Annotated in this window: 21 protein-coding genes; 5 read left to right on the top strand and 16 right to left on the bottom strand. The window is 70.1% G+C overall.

What is annotated here, in order from left to right:
• Positions 1 to 5: 5 nt before the first annotated feature.
• The 5 genes from trpD to ACH4F2_RS08900 form a co-directional block, all read right to left on the bottom strand.
• Complete coding sequence (gene trpD, locus ACH4F2_RS08920; protein ID WP_398132010.1) at positions 6 to 1,070, bottom strand: anthranilate phosphoribosyltransferase; 1,065 nt, start codon at positions 1,068 to 1,070, stop codon at positions 6 to 8.
• 133 nt (positions 1,071 to 1,203) lie between these two features.
• Positions 1,204 to 2,865, bottom strand: coding sequence for a cytochrome bc complex cytochrome b subunit (locus tag ACH4F2_RS08915; protein ID WP_398132009.1), 1,662 nt, complete (start codon positions 2,863 to 2,865; stop codon positions 1,204 to 1,206).
• The gene (locus ACH4F2_RS08910) at positions 2,862 to 3,920 is read right to left on the bottom strand and encodes a Rieske 2Fe-2S domain-containing protein (RefSeq protein ID WP_398132008.1); all 1,059 of its coding nucleotides are present in this window, start codon (positions 3,918 to 3,920) and stop codon (positions 2,862 to 2,864) included. Before ACH4F2_RS08910 ends, ACH4F2_RS08915 begins: the two co-directional genes overlap by 4 nt.
• Positions 3,917 to 4,726 (bottom strand): c-type cytochrome, encoded by an 810-nt coding sequence (locus ACH4F2_RS08905; RefSeq protein ID WP_398132007.1) that lies wholly within the window; start codon positions 4,724 to 4,726, stop codon positions 3,917 to 3,919. The genes ACH4F2_RS08910 and ACH4F2_RS08905 overlap by 4 nt, the downstream gene beginning before the upstream one ends.
• 65 nt (positions 4,727 to 4,791) lie before the next feature.
• Positions 4,792 to 5,412 (bottom strand): heme-copper oxidase subunit III, encoded by a 621-nt coding sequence (locus tag ACH4F2_RS08900; RefSeq protein ID WP_029393865.1) that lies wholly within the window; start codon positions 5,410 to 5,412, stop codon positions 4,792 to 4,794.
• A gap of 188 nt (positions 5,413 to 5,600) precedes the next feature.
• Between ACH4F2_RS08900 and ACH4F2_RS08895 the strand changes: the two genes are divergently transcribed.
• Positions 5,601 to 6,002: a hypothetical protein gene (locus ACH4F2_RS08895; RefSeq protein WP_398132006.1), complete on the top strand. Its 402-nt coding sequence runs from the start codon at positions 5,601 to 5,603 to the stop codon at positions 6,000 to 6,002.
• A 27-nt stretch (positions 6,003 to 6,029) separates the two neighbouring features.
• On the opposite strand, the gene ACH4F2_RS08890 is transcribed toward ACH4F2_RS08895, so the two are convergent.
• The 4 genes from ACH4F2_RS08890 to coxB all read right to left on the bottom strand — a co-directional run bounded on the left by ACH4F2_RS08890 (position 6,030) and on the right by coxB (position 10,524).
• Complete coding sequence (locus ACH4F2_RS08890; protein WP_398132005.1) at positions 6,030 to 7,307, bottom strand: Ig-like domain-containing protein; 1,278 nt, start codon at positions 7,305 to 7,307, stop codon at positions 6,030 to 6,032.
• Between the two features lie 129 nt (positions 7,308 to 7,436).
• On the bottom strand, positions 7,437 to 7,835 hold the full coding sequence (locus ACH4F2_RS08885) for a cytochrome c oxidase subunit 4 (RefSeq protein WP_398132004.1): 399 nt from the start codon (positions 7,833 to 7,835) through the stop codon (positions 7,437 to 7,439).
• A complete protein-coding gene (gene ctaD, locus ACH4F2_RS08880; RefSeq protein WP_398132003.1) occupies positions 7,832 to 9,568 on the bottom strand; it encodes a cytochrome c oxidase subunit I in 1,737 nt (578 codons plus the stop codon). Before ctaD ends, ACH4F2_RS08885 begins: the two co-directional genes overlap by 4 nt.
• A complete protein-coding gene (coxB, locus tag ACH4F2_RS08875; RefSeq protein ID WP_398132002.1) occupies positions 9,565 to 10,524 on the bottom strand; it encodes a cytochrome c oxidase subunit II in 960 nt (319 codons plus the stop codon). Before coxB ends, ctaD begins: the two co-directional genes overlap by 4 nt.
• Positions 10,525 to 10,847: 323 nt before the next feature.
• On the opposite strand from coxB, the gene ACH4F2_RS08870 reads away from it, so the two are divergent.
• A complete protein-coding gene (locus ACH4F2_RS08870; protein WP_398132001.1) occupies positions 10,848 to 12,230 on the top strand; it encodes a cysteine desulfurase/sulfurtransferase TusA family protein in 1,383 nt (460 codons plus the stop codon).
• Positions 12,231 to 12,307: 77 nt separating this feature from the next.
• Here ACH4F2_RS08870 and ACH4F2_RS08865 read toward each other — a convergent pair whose 3' ends face one another.
• Positions 12,308 to 13,282, bottom strand: coding sequence for a carbohydrate kinase family protein (locus ACH4F2_RS08865; protein WP_398132000.1), 975 nt, complete (start codon positions 13,280 to 13,282; stop codon positions 12,308 to 12,310).
• Between the two features lie 133 nt (positions 13,283 to 13,415).
• On the opposite strand from ACH4F2_RS08865, the gene ACH4F2_RS08860 reads away from it, so the two are divergent.
• A complete protein-coding gene (locus ACH4F2_RS08860) occupies positions 13,416 to 13,625 on the top strand; it encodes a hypothetical protein (RefSeq protein ID WP_398131999.1) in 210 nt (69 codons plus the stop codon).
• Positions 13,626 to 13,738: 113 nt separating this feature from the next.
• A complete protein-coding gene (locus ACH4F2_RS08855; protein WP_398131998.1) occupies positions 13,739 to 15,259 on the top strand; it encodes a hypothetical protein in 1,521 nt (506 codons plus the stop codon).
• A gap of 99 nt (positions 15,260 to 15,358) precedes the next feature.
• Here the strand turns inward: ACH4F2_RS08855 and ACH4F2_RS08850 are convergent, their stop codons facing one another.
• Positions 15,359 to 15,715, bottom strand: coding sequence for an iron-sulfur cluster assembly accessory protein (locus ACH4F2_RS08850; protein ID WP_279566575.1), 357 nt, complete (start codon positions 15,713 to 15,715; stop codon positions 15,359 to 15,361).
• Between the two features lie 277 nt (positions 15,716 to 15,992).
• Between ACH4F2_RS08850 and nadA the strand changes: the two genes are divergently transcribed.
• Positions 15,993 to 17,177, top strand: a complete 1,185-nt coding sequence (gene nadA, locus ACH4F2_RS08845; protein ID WP_398131997.1) for a quinolinate synthase NadA — start codon at positions 15,993 to 15,995, stop codon at positions 17,175 to 17,177.
• A 97-nt stretch (positions 17,178 to 17,274) separates the two neighbouring features.
• On the opposite strand, the gene ACH4F2_RS08840 is transcribed toward nadA, so the two are convergent.
• The 5 genes from ACH4F2_RS08840 to ACH4F2_RS08820 form a co-directional block, all read right to left on the bottom strand.
• The gene (locus tag ACH4F2_RS08840) at positions 17,275 to 20,394 is read right to left on the bottom strand and encodes an efflux RND transporter permease subunit (protein ID WP_398131996.1); all 3,120 of its coding nucleotides are present in this window, start codon (positions 20,392 to 20,394) and stop codon (positions 17,275 to 17,277) included.
• Positions 20,395 to 20,557: 163 nt separating this feature from the next.
• Positions 20,558 to 21,241: a response regulator gene (locus tag ACH4F2_RS08835; RefSeq protein WP_398131995.1), complete on the bottom strand. Its 684-nt coding sequence runs from the start codon at positions 21,239 to 21,241 to the stop codon at positions 20,558 to 20,560.
• Complete coding sequence (locus tag ACH4F2_RS08830; protein WP_398131994.1) at positions 21,238 to 22,464, bottom strand: sensor histidine kinase; 1,227 nt, start codon at positions 22,462 to 22,464, stop codon at positions 21,238 to 21,240. Before ACH4F2_RS08830 ends, ACH4F2_RS08835 begins: the two co-directional genes overlap by 4 nt.
• 171 nt (positions 22,465 to 22,635) lie before the next feature.
• Positions 22,636 to 22,920, bottom strand: coding sequence for a hypothetical protein (locus ACH4F2_RS08825; RefSeq protein ID WP_398131993.1), 285 nt, complete (start codon positions 22,918 to 22,920; stop codon positions 22,636 to 22,638).
• 21 nt (positions 22,921 to 22,941) lie between these two features.
• Positions 22,942 to 23,733, bottom strand: coding sequence for a PspA/IM30 family protein (locus ACH4F2_RS08820; protein ID WP_398131992.1), 792 nt, complete (start codon positions 23,731 to 23,733; stop codon positions 22,942 to 22,944).
• Positions 23,734 to 23,746 lie beyond the last annotated feature (13 nt).

Genomic DNA, 23,746 nt, shown 5'->3' with positions numbered 1-23,746 from the left:
GGCCGTTACGCGTTGCTCGCGGCCACCCAGCGGTCCAGGGCGCGCTTGGCGGCGCCCGAGTCGATCGCCTCGGCGGCCCGGTCCATGCCGGCCCGGATCTGCTCGGCCAGCGGCGCCTCGCCGGGCTCCAGGGCGACCAGGGCCGCCGCGGAGTTCAGCAGCACCGCGTCCCGTACGGGGCCCGTCTCGCCTGCCAGCAGACGGCGGGCGACGTCGGCGTTGTAGGAGGCGTCGGCACCGCGCAGCGCCTCCACGGGCACCAGTTCGAGGCCGACGTCCCGCGGGTCGAAGGTCTCCTCGGTGACCCGGCCGTCCCGCACGACCCAGACCCGGGAGGTGGAGGTCGTGGTCAGCTCGTCGAGGCCGTCGTCGCCGCGGAACACGAGGGAGGAGTGGCCGCGCTCGGCGAAGACACCGGCGATGATCGGCGCCATCCGGGCGTGGGCGACCCCGATCGCCTGGGACTTCACCTGGGCGGGGTTGGTCAGCGGGCCCAGGAAGTTGAACACCGTACGGATGCCGAGCTGGCCGCGCGCCGCCGCCACATGGCGCAGCGACGGGTGGAACTTCACGGCGAAGCAGAAGGTGATGCCGGCCTCCTCGGCGACCTGCGCCACCCGCTCCGGCGTCAGCTCCAGATTGACCCCGAGCTTCTCCAGGACGTCGGAGGCCCCGGACGCCGACGACGCGGCCCGGTTGCCGTGCTTGACGACCTTCGCGCCCGTGCCGGCCACCACGATCGCCGACATGGTGGAGATGTTGACCGTCTTCGCGCCGTCACCCCCGGTCCCGACGATGTCGACCGTGTCCCCCGGCACCTCGATCACGTTGGCGTGCGCGTACATGGTGCGCACGAGGCCGGAGATCTCCTCGACGGTCTCCCCCTTGGACCTGAGCGCCACCGCGAAGCCGGCGATCTGCGCGTCGGTCGCCTCGCCGCGCATGATCACGTCCAGCGCCCAGGCGGTGTCGTCCGCGGACAGGTCCTGGCCGTCCAGCAGTCCGTTCAGCAGGGCGGGCCAGGAGCGGCCCGCCGCGGTGTCGCCTCCAGCGGGAGTCACAGCGCTCATGAGCCGCTCCTGAATCGTGTGTGTGTCGTGGAAAGGAGTGTGGTCCCACCCTATCCAGCCCCGGGGCACGGCGAAGGGCCCCGTCCGAGGAACGGACGGGGCCCTTCGACCGTGGTGTGGCGACGCTGGAGGGTCAGTGGTGGCCGTGGCCGCTCGTGATCTCCTTGTACTCCTCGACGGTCGGCTTCGGAATCTGCGACTCCTCGCCGTAGTACGCCTCGCTGAGCTTGGCGCGGAGCTTCTCGGTGCTCTTCACCTTGCGCTCGACACCGTTCTCGTCGACCGTGGGGCCGATCTCGGCCGGCTTGTACTGCTCGTGCGCCGTGAGCGTGTGCAGCTGCTCCTGGCTGAGCGGCTCGTGCACCTCGATGAACTCACCGTGCGGCAGGCGCTTGATGATGCCCGACTCGCGGCCGTGCAGCACCTTCTCCTTGTCCCGGCGCTGAAGGCCGAGACAGATCCGCTTGGTGACGATGAACGCGATGACCGGGCCGACGAAGAACCCGATCCGCACGAACCAGGTGACCGCGTTGATCGACAGGTGGAAGTGCGTGGCGACGATGTCGTTGCCACCGCCGATCAGCATGATCATGTACGCGGTGACCCAGGCCACACCGAACGCCGTCCGGGTCGGGGCGTTGCGCGGCCGGTCCAGGATGTGGTGCTCGCGCTTGTCCCCGGTGACCCAGGACTCGATGAACGGGTACAGCGCGATCATCGCGAGGAAGATCCCGAAGATCACGAGTGGGATGAAGACACCCAGGACGAGCGTGTGACCCCAGAAGTTGATCTCCCAGCCCGGCATGGCGCGGACCAGGCCTTCGGCGAAGCCCATGTACCAGTCGGGCTGGGCGCCGGTGGAGACCATGTCCGGCCGGTAGGGGCCGATGGCCCAGATCGGGTTGACCGACACGAAGCCGGCGATGGCCGCGATGACACCGAAGACCAGGAAGAAGAAGCCTCCGGCCTTCGCCATGTACACCGGCAGCAGCGGCATGCCGACGACGTTCTTGTTGGTCTTGCCGGGACCCGCGAACTGCGTGTGCTTGTGGTAGAAGACCAGGATCAGGTGGCCGACCACGAGCCCGAGCATGATGCCCGGCAGCAGCAGGATGTGGATCGAGTAGAACCGGGCGACGAAGTCGGTCCCCGGGAACTCCCCGCCGAACAGGAACATCGAGATGTACGTACCGACGATCGGCACGGACAGGATCGCGCCCTGCGTGAAGCGGACACCGGTGCCGGAGAGCAGGTCGTCCGGGAGCGAGTAGCCGGTGAAACCGGTGAACATGCCCAGGACGAACAGCAGGAAGCCGAACAGCCAGTTGATCTCACGCGGCTTGCGGAACGCGCCGGTGAAGAAGACGCGCATCATGTGCACGAACATGCCGGCGAGGAAGATGATCGCCGCCCAGTGGTGGATCTGCCGGATCAGCAGACCACCCCGGATGTCGAAGCTGATGTCGAGCGTCGACTTGTACGCCTCACTCATCAGCTGTCCCTGCATCGGGACGTACGAGCCGTGGTACTCCACCTCGTTCATCGACGGGTGGAAGAACAGCGTCAGGTACACACCCGTGAGGATGATGATGATGAAGCTGTAGAGGCAGATCTCACCCAGCATGAAGGACCAGTGGTCCGGGAAGATCTTGCGCATGTTGGCCTTGGCCAGGGAGTAGATCCCGAGCCGGCCGTCGGCCCAGTCGGCGACGCGTTCGCCGGCCGGGGCCTTTCCGCGCGATCGGCCCGCCGACGCGCCGGCGGACGGGTTCGGGTTGCTCGCTGCAGTACTCATCCGCGCTCCCAGAATGCAGGACCGACGGGCTCCTCGAAGTCGCTGAGCGCTTCGAGATAGCCCTCGTCGTTCACGCCGATCCGCAGCTGCGGCAGGGGGTGGCCGGCGGGACCGAAGATCACCCGGGCACCGTCGGCAAGGTCGAAGGTGGACTGGTGGCACGGGCACAGCGCGTGGTGCGTCTGCTGCTCGTACAGGGAGATCGGGCACCCGACGTGGGTGCAGATCTTCGAGTACGCCACGACGCCCTCGTGCGACCACTCGAGCTCGCGCTTGTCCTTGATGGCCTCCGGCTCCAGCCGGATGATCATCAGGGCGGCCTTGGCGATCTCGTTCTGGAAACCGTGGTCGTGCTCCTCCAGGCCCTCGGGCTTGGCGAAGGTGAGGGAACCGACCGCGATGTCCGACGGGCGCATCGGCTCGTTCGTGTTCATGTTGACGAGCAGCTTGCCCTTGGACCACAGCGTGTGGCGGAGCTTCGTCCCGGGCAGCGGGCCGAGGTCGCGCAGCAGGACGACGCCGGAGAGCGGCACCAGCGTGAGCGCCCCGAACATCGTGTTGCGGATCAGCTTGCGCCGGCCGATCACCGACTCCTTGGCACCCTGCTTGAAGTCCGCGTGGACCTTCGCGCGGACCTCGGGCGAGGCCTCGATCGGGTGCCGCTCGTCGGCGACCTCCTCGTCGGACATCAGGGTGCGCGCCCAGTGGACGGCGCCCGCGCCGATGGCGAACAGCGCCACGCCCAGGGTCAGGCCCAGCGCGAGGTTCATCGCGTTGATGTGACCGAGCGGCCAGACGAAGATCGACTTGTCGTGCGGGATCGCCACGAACGAGGCGATGAAGGCGATGGTGGCCAGCATCGACAGCGTGAACAGCAGGGCGACCGTGCGCTCGGACCGCTTGGCGGCCCGCTCGTCGATGTCCTGGATCCGGTGCTCGTGGGGCGGCAGCCCCGGGTCCGCGAACGGGTTCTTCTCGTCCGCGGGCTTCGGCGCGTGGTGCGCGCCGCCCTGCTCGGCCGGCAGGTTCTCTTCTGGGATGTCTTGGCTACTCATGACTTCTTGGCCTTTGCGGTCCGGGCGGCGACCCACACGGCGACGGCGATGCAGCCGCCGAGGCCGAAGATCCAGCCGAAGAGGCCCTCACTGACGGGCCCGAGGCCGCCCAGCGAGAGGCCGCCGGGGTCCACGGTGTCGTCCGAGTTGACCGCGTGCAGGTAGGCGATGATGTCCTTCTTGTTCTGCTCGGTCAGCGTGCTGTCCGGGAAGGAAGGCATGTTCTGCGGGCCGGTCTGCATGGCCTCGTAGATGTGCTTCGGGTCGACGTCCTCGAGGGTGGGCGCGTACTTGCCGTGCGTCAGCGCACCGCCCTTGCCGGTGAAGTTGTGGCACTGCGCGCAGTTGTTGCGGAACAGCTCACCGCCCTTGGCGCTGTCCGCGCCCTCCGGGCCGTACTTCTCCGCAGACGGGACGGCCGGGCCGGCGCCCAGCGAGGCGACGAAGGCCGCCAGCTGGTCGATCTCGGCCTGGGAGTAGATCACCTTCTTGCGCGGGACCTGTGCGCCGGGCTGCTGGGCCGGCATACGTCCGGTGCCCACCTGGAAGTCGACCGAGGCGGCGCCGACGCCGACCAGGCTCGGCCCGTCGGTGGTGCCCTGCCCTCCGGTGCCGTGGCAACTGGCACAGCCGACGGCGTAGAGCTTCTTGCCCTCGTCGATGGCGAGGGACTGGGCGGTTTCATCGGCCTGCGCCTTGCTCGCGGGTGCGAACGCGGCGTACAGCCCCCCTGTGCATGCCAGCGCGAGGAGTAGGACGACGAGCGCCGCCAGCGGATGGCGTCGTCGTGCGGAGAGCTTTTTCACGGATTACCCCGGTGTCAGGATTTTCTGCGTCGATGCTTCGGGTATTGCGCGGGTGCGTGCCGCGACTACTTGATCATGTAGATCGTGGCGAAGAGGCCGATCCAGACGACGTCGACGAAGTGCCAGTAGTAGGACACGACGATGGCGGCGGTCGCCTGCTCGTGGGTGAACCTCCGGGCCGCGTAGGTGCGGCCGAGGACCAGCAGGAAGGCGATGAGTCCGCCCGTCACGTGCAGTCCGTGGAAGCCGGTGGTCAGGTAGAACACCGAGCCGTACGGGTCCGACGAGAGCGAGAGGCCCTCGTGCTTGACCAGCTCGGTGTACTCGAACACCTGACCGCCGATGAAGATCGCACCCATCACGAAGGTGACGATGAACCACATCCGGAGCTTCTTCACGTCACCCCGCTCGGCCGCGAACACGCCGAGCTGGCAGGTGAGGGAGGAGAGCACCAGGATCGTGGTGTTCGTCGCGGAGAACGGGAAGTTCAGCGCGTCGGCCTTCTCGGACCAGAAGTCCGGGCCGGTCACCGATCGCAGGGTGAAGTACATCGCGAAGAGGGCCGCGAAGAACATCAGCTCGGAACTCAACCAGATGATGGTTCCGACGCTGGTGAGGTTCGGCCGGTTGACCGACGGGTGCGCGTGCCCGGTTTCTACTGTCGTTGCTGTCGCCACGACCGACATTATGTCGGTCGCTTATCCCGCCCTCACCCCGGGGGGTGCCGTTCGGAGTGTCCGCACCGTCTGTACTGCCCGTATGGCCCATCCAAGGGCCCCTCGAAGCCGTGTCCGAACCAGTGTTGACGAGCTGTCCGAGGGAGTAGCATCCGGCGCGACGGGCTACGACTGTTTCACTGCGTATCGGAGGAAGCATGCAGCCGACCGCCACGGTGCTGGTCTACAGCGACGACTCCAACACCCGCGAGCAGGTGCGGTTGGCGACCGGTCGCCGGCCCGCTCCGGACGTGCCCGTCGTCGAGTTCGTGGAGTGCGCCACCCCGGCCGCCGCGATCAAGGAGCTGGACAAGGGCGGGATCGACGTCTGCGTCTTCGACGGCGAGGCGGTGCCCATGGGGGGCATGGGCCTGTGCCGTCAGATCAAGGACGAGGTCTTCCGGTGTCCGCCGGTGCTGCTGCTCATCGCGCGGCCGCAGGACGCGTGGCTGGCGACGTGGAGCCGCGCGGAGGCCGCTGTGACGCTGCCGGTGGAGCCGGTGGAGTTCGCGGGTGCGCTGGCTTCGCTGCTGCGCCAGAAGAGGCTGCAGGGCGTCTGAGGGTGCCTGAGGCGCCCCTCGGGGCGCCTACACCGCCGTCGGTCGCAGCCTCGCCGCCTCCTGGGGGTCCGTGGCGTTCGGGTTGCCACCCGTAAGGGCGCTTCCCGTACGCCATTCGGTCCAGTCCAGGTTCCAGTCGCCGAAGCCGTTGCCGAAGGATTCCATCGTCTCGCCGTCGGAGTTGACGACCTCGACGAGGTCGCCCTCCTGGAAGGTGTCGAAGAACCACTCCGCGCTGGCGGTGCTCATGCCGACGCAGCCGTGGCTGACGTTGGCCATGCCCTGGGAGCCGACGGACCAGGGTGCGGCGTGCACGTACTCGCCGCTCCAGGTGACCCGGGTGGCGAAGTACACGGGCAGGTCGTACGACTCCGAGGAGCCCTCGGCGATGCCGACGGTGCTGCTGCGCATGCGTACGAAGGGTTCCTTGCCCAGGACGACCTTGACGCCGTTGCGGGTCTCGAAGCCGGGCTTGCCGGCGGTGACGGGGATCTGCCTGATCTCCTCGCCGTCCCGGTAGACCGTCAGCGTGTGCGCGGCGGCGTCGGTGACGGCCACGACGTGGTCGTCCGTGGTGATGGTGAGGGGCTCGGCGGTGCCGCCCCACATACGGTCGCCGACCTTGATGCCGTCGAGGGTGCTGCGGACCTGGACGGTGGCGTGGGCGGGCCAGTACTCCTTGGGCCGGTAGTGGAGTTTCTTGTCGTCCACCCAGTACCAGGCACCCTCCACCGCGGGTGTGGAGTCCACCTTCAGGGCCCGTTCCACTATGGTCCGCTGGGCCGGGTCCCGGACCGGCAGGCTCAGTTCCGCCGTGACGGGCTGCCCGACGCCGTACGCACCCGCCTCGGGCCCGAAGGAGACGTCGAGGGTCTTCTTGGCGGTGGGCCGGCCGGTCTCGAAGGTGAGGACCTTGCGGCCGGGCGCGCCGTCGCCGTCCTCGGTGCTGACCCGCACCGTGTAGCGGGCGCCCGCGGCCAGCGGTGAGGTGCTGTGCCAGCGGGCTCCGTCGGCGGAGAGCTCGCCCGCGACATGGCGGCCCGCCGCGTCCATGGCCGTGACGTCCGTGATGCGCCCGTCGGCGCCCTCGGCGACGACCTCCAGGGGCTGGTCGGGGTCGGCCTTCTCGCCGGCCTCCTTGGGGCCGTTGAAGGAGATCTGGCCGGCCGCGTCGTACGGCGCGGCGGACAGCGGGTTGTCGTCGTCGCCGCTGCAGGCGATGACGCTCGCGCCGAGGGCGATCACCAGCAGGGTGCAGCCGACGACCGTACGCCCCCGCGCCTGGAAGTGAACCGTGTTGCTCATGTCCTCACGCTAGGGAGGGACGTCAACGGCGGCACGGCGGGTAAGCCGGAAGAGTGAGAAAGGTGCGGCAGACGAAGGGGCCCGGACGCTCCTGACGGAGTGTCCGGGCCCCTGGGCGCTCGGCGCGTGCTACTGGGTGCGGTTCTCACCGCGGTAGTACTCGAAGACCCAGCCGAACAGGCCGATCAGCAGGATCGGTGCCGAGAAGTACAGCAGCCACCAGCCGACCGCGACACCCAGGAAGGCGAACGCTCCGCCGATCCCGAGCGCCAGCGGCTGCCAGCTGTGCGGGCTGAAGAACCCGACCTCGCCGGCCTCGTCCGCGACGTCCGCTTCCTTGTTGTCCTGGGCACCGGCGTCGACCCGCCTGGCCGTGAAGGCCAGGTAGAAGCCGATCATGATGGCCAGGCCGAAGGCCAGGAAGAGGGCCGTGGTGCCGGCCGGCTCCTTCGACCAGTAGCCGTAGACGATCGCGACGGCCAGGATGAAGACGCTCAGCCAGATGAAGAGCTTGCCCTGGATCTTCACTTCCCGGCCTCCTTGCCGCCGGCGAGGGCCTTCTCACCGTGACCGACGTTCTCGAGCTGGTCGAGCGCGGCGACCTCGGGGTGGTGCAGGTCGAAGGCGGGGGATTCACTGCGGATGCGCGGCAGCGTGAGGAAGTTGTGCCGCGGCGGCGGGCAGGAGGTCGCCCACTCCAGCGAACGGCCGTAGCCCCACGGGTCGTCCACGTTGACCGGCTTGCCGTACTTGGCCGTCTTCCAGATGTTGTAGAAGAACGGCAGGAGCGACATGCCGAGCAGGAACGAGCTGATCGTCGAGATCGTGTTCAGGGCGGTGAAGCCGTCGGCGTGCAGGTAGTCGGCGTACCGGCGCGGCATGCCCTCGGCGCCCAGCCAGTGCTGGACCAGGAAGGTGCCGTGGAAGCCGATGAACAGCGTCCAGAAGGTGATCTTGCCCAGGCGCTCGTCCAGCAGCTTGCCGGTGAACTTCGGCCACCAGAAGTGGAAGCCGGCGAACATCGCGAACACCACGGTGCCGAACACCACGTAGTGGAAGTGCGCCACCACGAAGTACGAGTCCGAGACGTGGAAGTCCAGCGGCGGCGAGGCCAGGATGACACCGGTCAGACCACCGAAGAGGAAGGTGATCAGGAAGCCGGTGGACCAGAGCATCGGTGTCTCGAAGGACAACGACCCCTTCCACATGGTGCCGATCCAGTTGAAGAACTTCACACCGGTCGGGACCGCGATCAGGAAGGTCATGAAGGAGAAGAACGGCAACAGCACGCCGCCCGTGACGTACATGTGGTGGGCCCACACCGTCACCGACAGACCGGCGATCGCGATCGTCGCGGCGATCAGGCCCATGTAGCCGAAGATCGGCTTGCGGGAGAAGACCGGGATGATCTCACTGACGATGCCGAAGAACGGCAACGCGATGATGTACACCTCTGGATGCCCGAAGAACCAGAACAAGTGTTGCCACAGCAACGCTCCGCCGTTGGCCGAGTCGAAGATGTGCGCACCGAACTTGCGGTCCGCCTCCAGGGCGAACAGGGCCGCGGCCAGCACCGGGAAGGCGAGCAGGACCAGCACACCGGTCAGCAGCACGTTCCAGGTGAAGATCGGCATGCGGAACATGGTCATGCCGGGCGCGCGCATGCAGATGATCGTGGTGATGAAGTTGACCGAGCCGAGGATCGTGCCGAAGCCGGAGAAGGCCAGACCCATGATCCACAGGTCACCGCCGATGCCCGGCGAGTGCACCGCGTCGGACAGCGGGGAGTAGGCGAACCAGCCGAAGTCGGCCGCGCCCTGCGGGGTCAGGAAGCCGCCCACCGCGATGAGCGAGCCGAACAGGTACAGCCAGTAGGCGAACATGTTCAGCCGGGGGAAGGCCACGTCCGGCGCGCCGATCTGCAGCGGCATGATCCAGTTCGCGAAGCCCGAGAACAGCGGCGTCGCGAACATCAGCAGCATGATCGTGCCGTGCATCGTGAACGACTGGTTGAACTGCTCGTTCGACATGATCTGCAGGCCCGGACGGGCCAGCTCGGCGCGCATGAGCAGCGCCATCACGCCGCCGATCACGAAGAACGCGAACGACGTCACCAGATACAGCGTGCCGATCGTCTTGTGGTCAGTGGTCGTGAGCCACTTGACCACGATCTCGCCACGCCTTTGGCGCCGGACCGGCAGCTCGTCCTGGTAGTGGGACCCTGCTGCCGAGGCACCCTGGGGTTCGTTGAGGATGCTCACAGGTTGTTCGTCTCCCGGTTCTTCTCGTGGCTCGTCTGCGCGATGCCGGCGGGAACGTAACCGGTCTGCCCCTTCTTCGCGAGGTCCTGGAGGTGCTGCTCGTAGCGCTCCGGGGAGACGACCTTGACGTTGAACAGCATCCGGGAGTGGTCCACGCCGCACAGCTCGGCGCACTTGCCCATGAAGGTGCCCTCCTTGTTGGGGGTCACCTCGAAGGCGTTGGTGTGGCCCGGAATGACGTCCTGCTTCATGAGGAACGGCACCACCCAGAAGGAGTGGATGACGTCACGCGAGGTCAGGACGAAGCGGACCTTCTTGCCCTTGGGGAGCCAGAGGGTCGGGCCCGGGTTGTTGTTCTGCGGGTTCCGCGTACCCGGGACACCGCAGTCGTAGACGCCGCCGGCGTTCGCCGGGAAGTCGTCCTTGAACCGGTCCGGGATCGCGGCCAGTTCCTTGGAGGTCTTCGCGTCGCCGGAGGAGCCTTCGACGTTCTCGACGTGGTTGAAGCACCAGCTCCACTGGAAGCCGACCACGTTGACCGTGACGTCCGGCTTCTTCTCCAGGCTCATGAGTTCGGACTCGTCACGGGCGGTGAAGTAGAACAGCACCGAGACGATGACGAGTGGAACGATGGTGTACAGCGCCTCGATGGGCAGGTTGTACCTGTTCTGCGGAGGGACCTCGACCTTGGTGCGGGTGCGCCTGTGGAAGAAGCAACTCCACAGGATCAGGCCCCACACCAGCACGCCGGTGGCCAATGCGGCAGCCCACGAGCCCTGCCACAGGGAGAGGATCCGCGGAGCCTCTTCCGTGGTTGGGGTGGGCATGCCGAGGCGGGGGAAGTCCTCCCATGTGCAACCGGTGGCGGTCGCCAGGACCAGGCCCGCGGTCAGTGCCTGCAGCAGCTTCCGCCGCATGGGGCGCCGCGGCGAGCGGTCGGAGCCGTTGGGACTCACGTAGCGCCTTCCCGAGAGTCTCGCCCGCGCTGTTCGGCTGCGGCCTTCTCGCTGGTCGGTCGCCGCCCTGCGTCGGGCAGGGGTTTGATGTTTATGCGGACCAAACCCTAGCCGACGTCCTCCGGGGGGTCGCGGGGAGGGTGGCATACGCGCCGGGGGTCACCCTGAAAGGGTGGGACGGGGGGCCTACGGGGGCGGGAGCTGGGGTTGTTCGGCGGGTGACGGTGCGTCGTGGCCTGCCGTGCCCACGCGGCGCGGCCGCACGCCGACACAGCCCCATGCCCCTGTGCCCGCCGCTGTCACCGGCGGTTTAGCGTTGCCGCGTGGGCTACTTCGACGCTGCTTCCGCCGCTCCCCTCCATCCCGTCGCCCGGCAGGCCATGTTGGCCTCCCTCGACGAGGGGTGGGCCGACCCCGCCCGGCTCTACCGGGAAGGGCGGCGGGCCCGCCTGCTGCTCGACGCCGCCCGGGAGGCGGCCGCGGAGGCGGTGGGGTGCCGTGCGGACGAGTTGGTGTTCACCCCTTCGGGGACGCGGGCGGTGCATTCGGGTGTCGCGGGAGCGCTGGCCGGGCGACGTCGCGTCGGAAGTCACCTGATCGTGTCAGCTGTCGAGCACTCCTCCGTACTGCATGCGGCCGAGGCGCACGAGGCCGGCGGCGGGACGCTCACGCAGGTCGCCGTGGACCGGACGGGAGCGGTGGACCCGGCGGCGTACGCGGCCGCGCTGCGCGGCGACACCGCACTGGCCTGCCTTCAGTCGGCCAACCACGAGGTGGGTACCGAGCAGCCGGTGGCCGAGGTGGCCGAGGCCTGCCGGGCGGCGGGCGTGCCGCTGCTGGTGGACGCGGCCCAGTCACTGGGGTGGGGGAAGGTGGCGGGCGACTGGTCGCTGCTCACCGCGAGCGCCCACAAGTGGGGCGGCCCCTCGGGGGTCGGGCTGCTCGTCGTACGCAAGGGGGTGCGATTCGCGCCGCAAGGGCCCGGTGACGAACGGGAGTCGGGCCGGGCGCCCGGGTTCGAGAACCTTCCGGCGGTCGTGGCCGCGGCGGCGTCGCTCCGGGCGGTGCGCGCCGAGGCGGCCGAGGAGGCGGCCCGGCTGCGGAAGCTGACGGAGCGGATCCGGGCGCGGGTGCCCGCCCTGGTGCCGGATGTGGAGGTGGTCGGCGATCCGGCGCGCCGGCTGCCCGGCGTCGTCACCTTCTCGTGTCTCTATGTCGACGGGGAGACTCTGCTGCACGAGCTGGACCGTGCGGGTTTCTCGGTCTCGTCCGGGTCGTCCTGCACGAGCAGCACGCTGATGCCGAGCCACGTCCTGAAGGCGATGGGGGTGCTCAGCGAGGGCAACGTCCGGGTGTCACTGCCGCCGGGGACACCGGCCGAGGACGTCGAGCGGTTCCTGGAGGTGCTGCCGGGCACGGTGGCCGCCGTACGGGAGAGGCTGGGGGCGCCGGTGGCCGGGGAGCCCGTCCGGGAGGCGGGGACGGATCTGGTCGTGGACGCGCTGGGCCGGCGTTGCCCCGTTCCCGTGATCGAGCTGGCCAAGGTCATCGGCGACGTCCCCGTCGGGGGCACGGTCCGCGTCCTGTCCGACGACGAGGCGGCCCGCCTGGACATCCCGGCCTGGTGCGAGATGCGGGGGCAGGAGTACCTGGGTGAGGAGCAGGCGGAGCGGGGAACGGCGTTTTCGGTCCGCCGGGTGAGCTGACCGACCGGGGGCGCGGGGCTGTGTCGGTGTGCGGCTTCGCCGCGTGAGCGCGACCAGCCCCGCCCGCCGGGCCGGATTCAGCCCAGGTGCGCCTGGACCTCGGCCGCGGCCTCGTCGCCGTACGCCTTGGTGAACCGCTCCATGAAGTGCGCCCGCCGCAGCTGGTACTCCTGCGTACCCACCGTCTCGATGACGAGAGTCGCCAGCATGCAGCCGACCTGCGCCGCCCGCTCCAGGGACACCCCCCACGCCAGACCCGACAGGAACCCGGCGCGGAAGGCGTCGCCGACGCCGGTGGGGTCGGCTTTGCGCTCCTCGTCCGGGACGCCGACCTCGATGGTCGCCTCGCCGGCCCGCTCGATGCGCACGCCCCGCGCGCCCAGGGTGGTGACGCGGTGGCCGACGCGGCCGAGGATCTCCTCGTCCGTCCATCCGGTCTTGGTCTCGATGAGCCCCTTCTCGTACTCGTTGGAGAAGAGGTAGGTCGCCCCGTCCAGCAGTATCCGGATCTCGTCGCCGTTCATCCGGGCGATCTGCTGGGAGAAGTCGGCGGCGAACGGGATGGACCGCGTGCGGCACTCCTCGGTGTGCCGGAGCATCGCCTCCGGGTCGTCGGCGCCGATGGAGACCAGGTCGAGGCCGCCGACCCGGTCGGCGACGGTCTTGAGCTCGATGAGGCGGGCCTCGCTCATCGCACCGGTGTAGAAGGAGCCGATCTGGTTGTGGTCGGCGTCGGTGGTGCAGACGAAACGGGCGGTGTGCAGGGTCTCGGAGATGCGCACCGAACCGGTGTCGACGCCGTGCCGGTCCAGCCAGGCCCGGTACTCGTCGAAGTCCGAGCCGGCCGCGCCGACCAGGATCGGCCGGGTACCGAGCTGCCCCATACCGAAAGCGATGTTCGCGGCGACGCCGCCCCGGCGTACGTCGAGCTGGTCGACCAGGAAGGAGAGCGAGACCGTGTGCAGCTGGTCCGCGACGAGCTGGTCGGCGAAGCGGCCGGGGAAGGTCATGAGGTGGTCGGTGGCGATGGAGCCGGTGACTGCGATGCGCACGGCGTGGACTCTCTCCTGAGGGGGAGGCGGGTTGACAGTTCACGCTACCCGGGAGTGCCCCCGGTCCGAAGCAGGCAAAACTACCCGGTAGTACAACTTTCTTCGCGGTCCGGGACGTGCCTACGGTTCTGTTATGACGAACCTGAGGACCGCCGACCCCGCCCCGGCCGACCTGGACGGCGACCTGGCGTCGCTGCGCGGTGACTGCGCCCGGATGGCCCCGCGCTGGGGGGCGCCGGCGGACGTCTCCACCCGCCCCGTGCCCGTCTCCCTCATCCACGGCGTGCGGGTGCCGCGGACGTCGGCCCGGCTGCTGGACGCGATGTCGGACTACGGCGACTGAGGTCCGCCGGGCGACTCGGGGGCCGTTCGGGCGACGCGTGGCGTCGCCGGGAACCGGATCCCGCCCCACCGCGTCCCATCGCTGTCCCCAGTAACAGGCGAAGGAGCGATGCGGTGAACACCGAGCGACCCGACAACGACGACGCCGGCTCCGCCGACGAGGCCGGCACCGGGCGCCTCGCGCGACGGCGTCCCCGGGCGGTCGCCGTCGCCTCCGTCGCCGCCGCCGTGCTGCTGGTCGGGACCGGCGGGGCCTACCTCGCCACGTCCGCCTCCGGTGACGGCCCGGGCGGCGGTACGGCGTCCGGGGCGTCGGGCGACGACACACCCCCGCCGCTCGTCCTGGACGACCACGGTGTCCAGAACGGCCAGGGCGGTACGAACGGCATCGCCCCCGGCGAGCCCAACCCCTACGGCGTCACCTACCGCGCCGGCGGCGCCCTCCCCGAGGGCCCCGGCTCGGCGTCCGTCTACCGGGCGAAGGGCGAGGTCACCGAGGCGGAGGTGGCCCGGCTGGCCAAGGCGCTCGGGGTCGGCGGGGTGCCCCGCGCCGAGGGCGGGGCCTGGAAGGCCGGCAACGCCGAGGACGGTTCCGGACCGCTGCTCACGGTGAACCGGCAGGCGCCCGGCACCTGGACCTTCCAGCGCTACGCACCCGGCACCGACAACTGCAGGAAGGGCGCCGTGTGCAAGGCGCCGTCCGCCGGCGGGGACCCGGTGAGCGAGGCCGCCGCGAAGACGGCGGCGGCGCCGGTGCTGAAGGCGCTGGGCCAGGACGACGCCAAGCTGGACGCGCGCCAGGTCATGGGCGCCCGGCGGGCCGTGAACGCGGAACCCGAGGTCGGCGGGCTGCCCACGTACGGCTGGACGACCGGCGTGGTCGTCGGCGCGCGGGGCGAGGTGGTCGGCGGCAGCGGCCAGGTGAAGGCGCCGGTCGAAGGGGACACGTACCCCGTCCTGGGCGCCGAGGAGACGCTGGCGCTGCTGAACGCGCCGGCCGGCACCTCCGGCGGCGGCATCGGCGGCTGCGCGGGCCCCGTACCGCATCAGGACCGCCCGGACATGCCCTGCGAGCTGCCGGCCGGCACGCCGGAGAAGCCCGGAAAGCAGACGGTCACGGTCGAGGACGCGGTGTTCGGGCTGGCCGCGCACCCGGTGCGGGGGCGGCAGACGCTGGTGCCGTCCTGGCTGTTCGAGGCGCGGGCGCCGGGCGCGAAGGACGCCGTCACGGTCACGTATCCGGCGGTCGACCCGAAGTACCTGACCGCGGCGGCACCCGCCTCGCCGCCCCCCTCCCCGTCCCCGTCCGACGGGCCGTCCTCGGCGCCGGCGAAGCCGCGGGACGTGCGGGTGAGCGGCTACACGGCCGCGGGCGGGGAACTGACCGCGCACTTCACGGGCGGGGTGTGCTCCGACTACGAGGCGTCGGCGAAGGAGAGCGAGGGGAAGGTGACGGTCACGGTGACCGAGACCCCGCATCCGGAGAAGGTCTGCATCCTGATCGCCGAGGAGTACGAGCGGGCGGTGGAGCTGGACGAGCCGCTCGGCGACCGGAAGGTCGTGGGCTCGGACGGCGAGGAGATCCCGGTGCACAAGCCGGGCGCGCGGCTGCCGCAGCCGTCCGGGGGCCGGTGACGGCGATCCCGTGGGGGCGGGCAGGCAAGAGGGCGGCGGCCCGGGGTCGGTCCCGGGCCGCCGCCCTCTCGTACGACTGTGGCGGGTGCGCCGCGCGGCTCAGCTGAAGGAGTCGCCGCAGGCGCAGGAGCCCGTCGCGTTGGGGTTGTCGATGGTGAAGCCCTGCTTCTCGATCGTGTCCACGAAGTCGATGGTGGCGCCGCCCAGGTACGGGGCGCTCATGCGGTCGGTGGTGACCTTGACGCCGTCGAAGTCCTTGACCACGTCGCCGTCGAGCGAGCGCTCGTCGAAGAAGAGCTGGTAGCGCAGGCCGGAGCAGCCGCCGGGCTGGACGGCGACGCGCAGCGCCAGGTCGTCCCGGCCTTCCTGGTCGAGCAGGGCCTTGACCTTGGCCGCGGCGGCGTCGGTCACGATGATGCCGTCGGTGACGGTGGTGGTCTCGTCCGATACGGACATCTACATCTCTCCCGGGTTGTACGGAGACTGCTTGCCGACGGTTCCAACCGGCGGGGCCGCGGATTCATTCCGGGTCGGACCCGTGTCTCGTCCCTCGGCCTTCCCTTCATGCTCGCACACGCCCCGTGAAGCGGACAGCGGCTGTGGACAGCGGCTGTGGACGGCGGCTCGGGCGCCGGGATTCACGTCACACCGACACTATGGGCATCGTCAAACTGACGTGAACCGGTTATGATATATAGCGTCAGTTCGACGAAAAGTAGAAAGGGTAGGTGTCGTGACCACCGCCCAAACCCAGGAGCTCGACGTACAGCCGTCGCCCCTCGCCCTGCTGCTGCTCGGCCGCGAGGCCGACCCGAGGAGCGAGCGCGGTGTGGAGTGCCCCGGCGACCTGCCCTCGCCCTCCGACCCGGACCTGGTCGCGCGCGCCCGCGCCGCCAAGGAGAAGCTCGGGGACAAGGTCTTCGTGCTCGGTCACCACTACCAGCGCGACGAGGTCATCCAGTTCGCCGACGTCACGGGCGACTCCTTCAAGCTGGCCCGGGACGCCGCCGCGCGCCCGGAGGCCGAGTACATCGTCTTCTGCGGTGTGCACTTCATGGCGGAGTCGGCCGACATCCTGACCTCCGACGAGCAGAAGGTGGTCCTGCCCGACCTGGCGGCCGGCTGCTCCATGGCGGACATGGCCACCGCCGAGCAGGTCGCCGAGTGCTGGGACGTGCTGACCGAGGCCGGGATCGCCGAGCAGGTCGTGCCCGTCTCGTACATGAACTCCTCCGCGGACATCAAGGCGTTCACGGGCAAGCACGGCGGCACCATCTGCACGTCGTCCAACGCCCGGCGGGCCCTGGACTGGGCCTTCGAGCAGGGCGAGAAGGTGCTGTTCCTGCCCGACCAGCACCTGGGCCGCAACACCGCGGTGCGGGACATGGGCATGTCCCTCGAGGACTGCGTGCTCTACAACCCGCACAAGCCGAACGGCGGACTGACCGCCGAGGAACTGCGCGCCGCGAAGATGATCCTGTGGCGGGGCCACTGCTCGGTGCACGGCCGCTTCAGCCTCGACTCGGTGAACGACGTGCGTGAGCGCATCCCCGGCGTGAACGTCCTGGTCCACCCCGAGTGCCGGCACGAGGTCGTGGCCGCGGCGGACCACGTCGGCTCGACCGAGTACATCATCAAGGCCCTGGAGGCGGCCCCGGCCGGTTCCAAGTGGGCCATCGGGACCGAGCTGAACCTGGTCCGGCGGCTGGCGAACCGTTTCGCTTCCGAGGACAAGGAGATCGTCTTCCTCGACAAGACGGTCTGCTTCTGCTCGACCATGAACCGCATCGACCTGCCGCACCTGGTCTGGACGCTGGAGTCGCTCGCCGAGGGCACCCTGGTCAACCGGATCGAGGTCGACAAGGAGACGGAGGCGTTCGCGAAGCTGGCGCTGGAGCGGATGCTCGCCCTGCCGTAAGGGGCGTTTCCCTCACCCGCCCGTACTGTCTCCCACGGCTGGGGCCCTGCCCGACCACCTTCGGTGTCGGGCAGGGCCCCAGCCGTTTCCGGATGCCTCAGACCTTCGCCGTCTCCGGCTCCTCCGAGGCCGCGGGCCGCGGCGGTACGCCGCCGCCCCGCTTCGCCGCCTTCTTCTCCGCGCGCCGCTCCTTGCGCAGCTCCAGCATCGCGTAGAGCGTCGGGACCAGCAGCAGGGTCAGCAGCGTCGACGTGATCAGACCGCCGATCACCACCACCGCCAGCGGCTGGGCGATGAAGCCGCCCTCGCCGGTGACGCCGAGCGCCATCGGGAGCAGGGCGAAGATCGTCGCCAGGGCCGTCATCAGGATGGGCCGCAGCCGGTGCCGGCCGCCCTCGATCACCGCTTCGACGACGCCGTAGCCCTGCTTGCGGTACTGGTTGACCAGGTCGATCAGCACGATCGCGTTGGTGACCACGATGCCAATCAGCATCAGCATGCCGATCATCGCCGGGACACCCATCGGGGTGCCCGTCGCCAGCAGCAGGCCGATCGCGCCGGTCGCCGCGAACGGGATCGACACCAGCAGGATCAGCGGCTGGGCCAGCGACCGGAAGGTGCCGACCAGCAGCATGAACACGATCGCGATGGCCGCGAGCATGGCCAGGCCCAGGTTGACGAACGCCTCGTCCTGGTCGGCGGTGACGCCGCCGATCTCGGCCGTGGCGCCGGCCGGCAGGTCCAGCTCGTCGATCTTCGACTGGAGCTCCGTGCCCACCGCGCCGGTGTTGTCACCGGTCGGCTTGGCCGTGATGGTCGCCGAACGCTGCCCGTCGATGCGGGTCATCGAGACCGGGCCGTCCACCAGCTCGACCGTGGCGATCTCGCCCAGCTCGGCCGGCCCCAGGTTCAGGGCCTTCAGCTGGGCCAGCGTCCCGGCCGGCTGGGCCGACCTGATGACGACGTCGCGCTCGGTGTCCTCCAGGGTCGCCTTGGCCGCCGGGGTGCCGCGCACGGCCTGGGCGACGGCCGCGCCGAGCGTCTGGTCGGTGAAACCGGCCTCGGCGGCGCGGGCGTTGGCCTTGACCGAGACGCGCGGCACGCTCTGCGCCAGGTCACTGGTGACGTCGGTGACGTCGTCGAGCCCGGCGACCGTCTTGCGGACCTCCTCGGAGGCCTCACGGAGCACCTGCGCGTCGGCCGCCTTGACGACGACGCTCAGGTCCTGGCTGCCGAAGCCGTCACCGGCGGCGACCGTGGTGGTGCCGATGCCGTCGAGCTTCGCGAGCCCGTCCTCGATGTGGTCCTGGACGTCCTCCGCGGACGCCGAGTCCTCCAGCATGAGCTGGTACGAGGCCTGGTTGGTGTCCGTGCCGCCGCCGAAGGCCGCCATGAAGCCGGACGAGCCGATGGTGACCTGGTAGTCCTTGATGCCCTCGGTCTCGCCGAGCAGCTTCTCGACCTTCTCGGCCTGGACGTCGGTCGCGGCGAGGCTGGTGCCCGGCTTCAGCTCCTGCTTGATGCTCAGGACCTTCTGGTCGCCCTGGTCGAAGAAGTTCGTCTTCAGCAGCGGCGCCATGGCGAACGTGCCGATGAGCACGACGACCGCGATGGCCAGACTGGTCAGGCGGCGGCGGGTGGCGAAGCGCAGGACGGGGACGTAGAAGCGCTGCAGACGGCTCTTGGCCTCCTTCTCCTCGGCCAGCCGGCGGGCCTCGGCCGCGTCCTCGGGGGTGCCCTTGGGGGGACGCAGGAACCAGTACGACAGCACCGGGACGACCGTCAGCGACACCAGCAGGGAGGCCAGCAGCGCGGCGGTCACGGTCAGGCTGAAGGAGCCGAACAGCTCGCCGACCATGCCGCCGACCAGGCCGATCGGCAGGAACACGGCCACTGTGGTGAGCGTCGAGGAGGTGACCGCTCCGGCGACCTCGCGGACCGCCTTGAGGATGGCCTCCTGGCGCTCCTCGCCGTAGCCGAGGTGCCGCTTGATGTTCTCCAGGACCACGATCGAGTCGTCGACGACCCGGCCGATGGCGATGGTGAGCGCGCCCAGCGTCAGCATGTTCAGCGACAGGTCGCGGGTCCACAGGACGATCAGGGCGAGCACCACGGACAGCGGGATGGAGACCGCGGTGACGAGCGTGGAGCGGATCGACGCCAGGAAGACCAGGATGATCAGGACGGCGAAGACCAGACCGAGGGCGCCCTCGGTGGTCAGGCCCTCGATGGCCTTGGACACCGCCGGGCCCTGGTCGCTGACGACGGTGAGCGTCGCGCCGGAGCCGAGCTGCTCGCGCAGGTCGGGGAGCTTGTCCTCGACGGCGTTCGAGATCGCGACCGCGCTGCCGTCGTGGTCCATCGTGACGGCGACGGAGAGGGACGGCTCGCCGTTGGTGCGGGTGAGGGAGTCGGCCTTGGCCTCCTCCTCCTTGACGGTGGCGACGTCACCGAGGCGGACCGGCTTGCCGGCGCCCTCGCCGGTGACCATGAGGTCCTGGATCTGCCGCAGCGAGGTGAAGCCGCCGCCGACCTGGACGGTGCGGTTGGCGCCGGCCTCGTCGAAGGAACCGGCGGGGACGGTCGCGCCGCCGGCCTGCAGGGACCGGGCGAGCGCCTGCGGGCTCACGCCCGCCTCGGCCAGCTTCGCCTGGTCGGGGGTGACGGTGACCTGCACGTCCCGGACGCCGTCGACCACGACCTGGGCGACGCCGTCGATGTCCTTCAGCTCGGTCACGACCGTCTTGTCGAGCTGGTCGGCCAGCGCCTGCTGGTCCTTGTCGGAGGTGACGGCGAGGACGACGGTCGGGATGTCGTCCGTGGACCCGGAGATGACCTGCGGGTCCACGTCGTCGGGGAGCTGGGCGCGGGCCCGGTTGACGGCCTGCTGGACGTCGGCGACGAGCTGCTGGGTGCCGTTGCCGTAGTCGAAGGACGCCATGATGACGGCGTTGCCCTCGCTGGCCGTCGAGGTGATGCCCGAGATCCCGTCGACGGCTTCGAGGCTGTCCTCGATCGGTTCGACGACCTGCTTCTCGACCACGTCCGGCGAGGCGCCCTGATACGGCGCAAGCACCGAGACCATGGGAAGTTCGATGGTGGGCAGCAGCTGCTGCTTGAGCTGGGGGATGGCGATCGCGCCGAAGACGAGCGCGACGATCGACATCAGCCCTATCAGGGCCCGTTGCGCGAGGCTGAATCTCGACAGCCAGGACATGGATCAGGGTCTCTCTTCTGTGGCCGAGCGGGGGGACGCGTGTGAACGCCACAAGTGAGCGCCCACCCCAACACCCTGAGCCATGGGCGGCCCCGGTTCCCTAAGCCCCAGGTCCATTTCCCCGACCGGCGCGTACTCCCGCCGCAGTACACCCGGGTCGGGATCACTCCACCCTCGGACGTACCAGTCCGGATTCGTACGCGATGACGACCAGCTGGGCCCGGTCACGGGCTCCCAGCTTGGACATGGCCCGGTTGACATGTGTCTTCACGGTGAGCGGGCTGACCTCCAGCCGCTCGGCGATCTCGTCGTTGGAGTGCCCGCCGGCGACCTGCACCAGCACCTCGCGCTCGCGCACCGTGAGCGTCTCCAGCCGCTCGGCGCGGGCCGGGTCCCGCTCCTCGTCCGCCGTGCTCTCCTGGGCGAGGAAGCGGGCGATCAGCCCTTTGGTGGCGACCGGGGACAGCAGCGCCTCCCCGCCGGCCGCGACCCGGATCGCGCTGAGCAGTTCGTCGGGTTCGGATCCCTTGCCGAGGAAGCCGGAGGCGCCCGCGCGCAGCGACTGCACCACGTAGTCGTCGACCTCGAAGGTGGTCAGTATGACCACGCGGACATGGGCCAGGGCCGGATCGGCGCTGATCAGGCGGGTGGCGGCGAGACCGTCGGTGCCGGGCATCCGGATGTCCATCAGCACCACGTCGGCCTGCCGTTCGGCGGCGAGCCGGGCCGCCTCCGCACCGTCGGACGCCTCCCCCACCACCTCCATGTCGGGCTCGGAGTCGACCAGCACCCGGAAGGCGCTGCGCAGCAACGCCTGGTCGTCGGCGAGCAGGACACGGATCGTCATACGGGGCCCTCCGCGGCATTGGTGCGGTTCCTGACCGGAAGGATCGCATGGACCCGGAACCCGCCTCCGTAGCGGGGACCGGTGGTGAGGGTGCCGCGCACGGCGGTGACGCGCTCCCGCATGCCGAGCAGACCGTGACCGCCGCCGTCGGCGCCGGTGGCGGCGTCGCCCTCTCCGGCACCGTCGTCGAGCACGGTGACCTCGATGTCCGGTCCCACCCGCACGACACTGACCTCGGCCTTCGCCCGCGTCCCCGCGTGCTTGTGCACGTTGGTCAACGCCTCCTGGATGATGCGGTACGCGGCCAGGTCGACGGCGGTGGGCAGGGCCGCGTCCTGGTCGGCCCGGGCCACCTCGACGTGCAGTCCGGCGTTCTGGAAGGTGGCGACGAGTTCGTCGAGGCGGTCCAGGCCGGGGGCGGGCTCGGTCGGGGCCTCCGGGTCGTCGGACTGCCGGAGCAGCCCGACGGTGGCGCGCAGCTCGCCCAGCGCGGAGCGGCTGGCCTCCCGTACGTGGGCGAGGGCTTCCTTGGCCTGGTCGGGCCGCTTGTCCATGACGTGGGCGGCGACCCCGGCCTGAACATTGACCAGGGCGATGTGGTGGGCGACCACGTCGTGCAGGTCGCGGGCGATACGCAGCCGCTCCTCGGCGACGCGGCGGCGTGCCTCCTCCTCCCGGGTGCGCTCGGCCTTCTCGGCCCGGTCGCGGATGGCCTGGACGAAGGCGCGCCGGCTGCGGACGGCGTCCCCGGCACTGGCGCCTATGCCGGTCCAGGCGAAGACGGCGAGGTTGTCCTGCGCGTACCAGGGCAGGGGTCCGGCCAGCATGGCGGCGCCGGTCAGCACCGTCATGGTGAGCAGGCCGACCCGCCAGGTGGTGGGGCGGTCGGTGGAGGCGGCGACGGTGTAGAGGGCGACGACGGTGGACATGACGACGGGCGCGCGGGGGTCGCCGGTGACGCCCTCGACGATGGAGACGCCGCCGGTGACCGCGAGGACCACCAGCGGGGCGCGGCGGCGGAAGACGAGCGCGGCGGCGCCGACGGCCATGAGGACCAGGCTGAGCGCATCGGGGGTGCGCACGCCCCAGGTGACGCCCTCGGGACCGTGCGGGTCCACGAAGGAGCCGGCGACCATGCACACCAGGACGGCTGTCGCGATGGCCGCGTCCAGGGCGGAGGGGTGGGCGCCGATGGTGCAGCGCGCGCGGGCGAGGGTGCTCACGGCCGTTCACGGTAGCTGGAGTGGGCGTGTCTCATGAGTGGGCCCGCATGCCGTGGGCGTTGGCCTGGGGCTGCGCCCCCCGGACCCCCGCTTCGGCCCGAACGGCCTCGTCCCGGGGCGCCGGACGGGCTGAAGGACTCACGTGCCGCCCGGGGAACAGGCTGCCGGGATTCACGTCCCGCCGGGGATGAGGCCGTCGTCGCTCAGGAGTTCCTGGACCTCCTCCAGGGTGGCGTCCGGGGACGGGAGGATGAGGTCGGACGGCTCCAGGGCGTCGTCGGGCAGCGGCTCGCCCAGTTCGCGGACCTTGGCCAGGAGGGCCTGGAGGGTCGCGCGGAAACCGGGGCCGTCGCCGTTCTCCATTTCGGCCTGGAGCTCGTCGTCCAGCTTGTTCAGCTCGGCCAGGCGGCCGTCGGCCAGCGTCAGCTGGCCCTCCCCCATGATCCGTACGATCACGTCGCCCTCCTAGGCATGGGCTTACTGCTTGTCGAAGCGCGGGGTGTCCTGCGGCTGGGACTGCGTCTGCCCCTGGCCCTGTCCCTGGCCGCCCTCGATGGCCTGCCGGTCGGAGGTGCTGCCCCCGGCCAGCTCGGCCTTCATGCGCTGCAGTTCCAGCTCTACATCCGTACCACCGGAGAGCCGGTCCAGCTCGGCCTGGATGTCGTCCTTGTGCATGCCGGACTGGTCGTCCAGGGCGCCGGAGGCGAGCAGTTCGTCGATGGCGCCGGCCCGGGCCTGGAGCTGGGCGGTCTTGTCCTCGGCCCGCTGAATGGCCAGGCCCACGTCGCCCATCTCCTCGGAGATGCCGGAGAACGCCTCGCCGATGCGGGTCTGCGCCTGGGCCGCCGTGTAGGTGGCCTTGATGGTCTCCTTCTTCGTACGGAAGGCGTCCACCTTGGCCTGGAGGCGCTGGGCCGCCAGGGTGAGCTTCTCCTCCTCGCCCTGGAGCGTGGCGTGCTGCGTCTCCAGGTCGGTGACCTGCTGCTGGAGCGCGGCGCGCCGGGACAGCGCCTCGCGGGCCAGGTCCTCGCGGCCCAGCGCCAGCGCCTTGCGGCCCTGGTCCTCCAGCTTGCCCGACTGGGACTGGAGCTGGTTGAGCTGGAGCTCCAGGCGCTTGCGGCTGGTCGCCACGTCGGCGACACCGCGGCGCACCTTCTGCAGCAGCTCCAGCTGTTTCTGGTACGAGTAATCGAGGGTCTCGCGCGGGTCCTCAGCCCGGTCAAGGGCCTTGTTGGCCTTCGCGCGGAAGATCATCCCCATACGCTTCATGACACCGCTCATG

Origin of the sequence: Streptomyces sp. NPDC017890 (assembly GCF_044328675.1) — a bacterium.
Taxonomy (GTDB): Bacteria; Actinomycetota; Actinomycetes; order Streptomycetales; family Streptomycetaceae; genus Streptomyces.
This window is presented reverse-complemented; position numbering and strand designations above follow the sequence as displayed.